Source organism: Ramlibacter sp. (assembly GCF_013697775.1).
Classification (GTDB): domain Bacteria; phylum Pseudomonadota; class Gammaproteobacteria; order Burkholderiales; family Burkholderiaceae_C; genus Ramlibacter.
The window spans coordinates 1-2,275 of the sequence record NZ_JACCWG010000324.1; the positions used below are offsets into that span (position 1 = coordinate 1).

At 70.3% G+C, this 2,275-nt stretch carries 3 protein-coding genes and 1 pseudogene; 2 read left to right on the forward strand and 2 right to left on the reverse strand.

All coding sequences use genetic code 11. The features are described from left to right. Positions 1 to 581, forward strand: a pseudogene (locus tag H0U68_RS16545) (tetratricopeptide repeat protein); the annotation flags it as partial. Continuing rightward, positions 578 to 1,285: an alpha/beta fold hydrolase gene (locus H0U68_RS16550; protein WP_296357538.1), complete on the forward strand. Its 708-nt coding sequence runs from the start codon at positions 578 to 580 to the stop codon at positions 1,283 to 1,285. The pseudogene H0U68_RS16545 and the gene H0U68_RS16550, both read left to right, overlap by 4 nt. Before the next feature lie 105 nt (positions 1,286 to 1,390). Here the strand turns inward: H0U68_RS16550 and coaD are convergent, their stop codons facing one another. Further along, positions 1,391 to 1,891 (reverse strand): pantetheine-phosphate adenylyltransferase, encoded by a 501-nt coding sequence (coaD, locus tag H0U68_RS16555; RefSeq protein ID WP_296357540.1) that lies wholly within the window; start codon positions 1,889 to 1,891, stop codon positions 1,391 to 1,393. An 11-nt stretch (positions 1,892 to 1,902) separates the two neighbouring features. Next, positions 1,903 to 2,275, reverse strand: a 373-nt coding sequence (locus tag H0U68_RS16560; RefSeq protein WP_296357542.1) for an RsmD family RNA methyltransferase, incomplete at its 5' end; no start/stop codon positions are given.

Consider the following 2,275-nt stretch of genomic DNA (forward strand, 5'->3'; position numbering starts at 1 on the left):
CCTATGACAACCATGTCTGGGGAATCCAGCCGGGCTATTCGCAGGATCAGGTCGGCGCGGTGTCGTTGCTCGCGCGCATGGAAATCGCCGGCCTTGATGTCGGCAATCGCTGGCAGCAGCTGGCAGAGTACCTGCGGCCGCGGGCGGCCGACACGATCCAGCCCTTCCTAACGCTGCAATATCTCTACGGCCTCGCCCGCGCGGATTTTGCGGAGGCCGACCGGCTGATGCAGGCAGTGGAGGACAAGGCGCAATCGAGTTACGCCTTCGACCGGCTGGTCTGGCGCGATGTCGCGTTGCCGGCGGCGCGAGGTGTGCTGGCACATGCGCGGCGCAACTGGTTCGACGCGGCGCGCTATCTGGGGATCGCCAATCCGCGCATGACGGAAATCGGCGGCAGCCACGCGCAGCGCGACCTGTTCGGCCAGATGCACCTGGACGCGCTCACCCGCGCCGGCGCGCTTGCCGATGCGCAGGACGTCCTGCAGCGGCAATTGCGCGCGCAGCCCGAATCGCTGCGGCTCAAGCGCCAGGCCCGGCCGCTGTATGCGGCGCTCGGCCTGGCGCAGCTGGCGCCATGACAACGCTGGTGCTGCTGCCCGGCCTGGCGGCCGACGAGGAGATGTGGCGCGCGCAGCTGGACGCGCTGGCGCGTTATGCGCCGGTGGTCGCCGACGTGCACACGCGCCACGACACCATCGAAGCCATGGCGGCCGGCTTGCTGGCCGAGCACGCCGGCGAGCTGGTGCTGTGCGGGGCTTCCATGGGCGGCATGCTGGCGATGGAAGCCGCGCGCCAGGCGCCGCACCGCATGCGCGGCCTGGCGCTGCTGGGCACCAGTGCGCAGCCCGAGAGCGCGCCGATGCAGGCCGAGCGCGAACGCGCGATCGGGCTGTTCGCGCAAGGCAAGGTCCGCGAGGTGATCGAGCCCAACGTGCGCATGGCCTTTCATCCGGCGCAGGCACGGAACCCGGCGCTGGTGCGGTCCTATCTCGACTTCGTGCTGCGTGCGGGTGCAGACGCGCTGATCCGGCAGAACCGCGCCGTCATCGCCCGGCCGGACGCGCGGCGGCACCTGCCGCAGCTGCGCTGCCCGGTGCTGGTGCTGTGCGGCGACGCCGACCAGCTCGCGCCGCCGGGGTGCTCGCGCGAGATCGCATCGCTCGTGGCGCAGGCGGAGCTCTTGATGGTTCCGCAGTGCGGCCACATGCTGACCATGGAACAGCCAAAGGCCGTCAATGCGGCGCTGCTAGCCTGGCTGGAAAAGATCTGGCCGCCCGGCTGAATGAACGCACCGTTCGGGCTGAGCCTGTCGAAGCCTCGCAAGCCCTTCGACAAGCTCAGGGCGAACGGAGGGAGATCAACAGCGGCCGCGAACGGGTGATCGCGCTCACTCGCTGCCGGCGCTGCGCACCTTTTCCGCCAGGCGCTGCTGTACCGAGGGCGAGACGAACTTGTCCACCTCGCCGCCCAGCAGCGCGATCTCGCGCACGAAGGTGCTGCTGATGAACTGGAAGCGGTCGCTGGGGGTGAGGAATACGGTTTCCACGTCCGGCATCAGGCTGCGGTTCATGCCGGCCAACTGGAACTCGTAGTCGAAGTCGGTGACGGCGCGCAGGCCGCGCACCATGGCCTTGCCGCCGCGCGCGACGACGAAGTCGCGCACCAGGCCGCTGAAGCCCTCCACCTTCACCTGCGGGTACGGCTGTACCGCCTCGCGCGCCATGTCGATGCGCTCCTGCAGCGTGAACAATGCTTTCTTGTGGTGGCCGGCGGCGACAGCGACGATGACGCTGTCGAACAGCTGGCAGGCACGCCGCACCACGTCCTCGTGGCCCAGGGTGATGGGGTCGAAGGTGCCGGGATAGACGGCAATCACGCTCTGGGCCATGGCGGTTCTCCTCAACCGGCGGTCGGGTGCGCCGATTGTTGCGCTGCATTATGCCGCCGCAGCAGATGGGCATGGACGGCGCCCGCCCGCAGGTGGCGCACCAGCTCCAGGCCGTGCGGCGCCAGCAGCCGGTCGTCCCAGGCCGACGGCGCCTCCAGGTAGACCAGGCCCTCGGGCGCCAGGCTCGGGGCGGCGGCGGCCAGCGCCTTGTCGTACAGGCCGGCGTCGAAGGGCGGATCCAGGAACACCAGGTCCACGCCGCCGGGGGGCAACGCGGCCAGCGCGGTCAGCCCGTTGCCGCGCTGCACACGCACCCCCATGGCCTGCAGCCGGGCCTGGGTGGCGCGCAGCTGCGCGACCAGGCCGGCGTCGTGCTCCACCAGC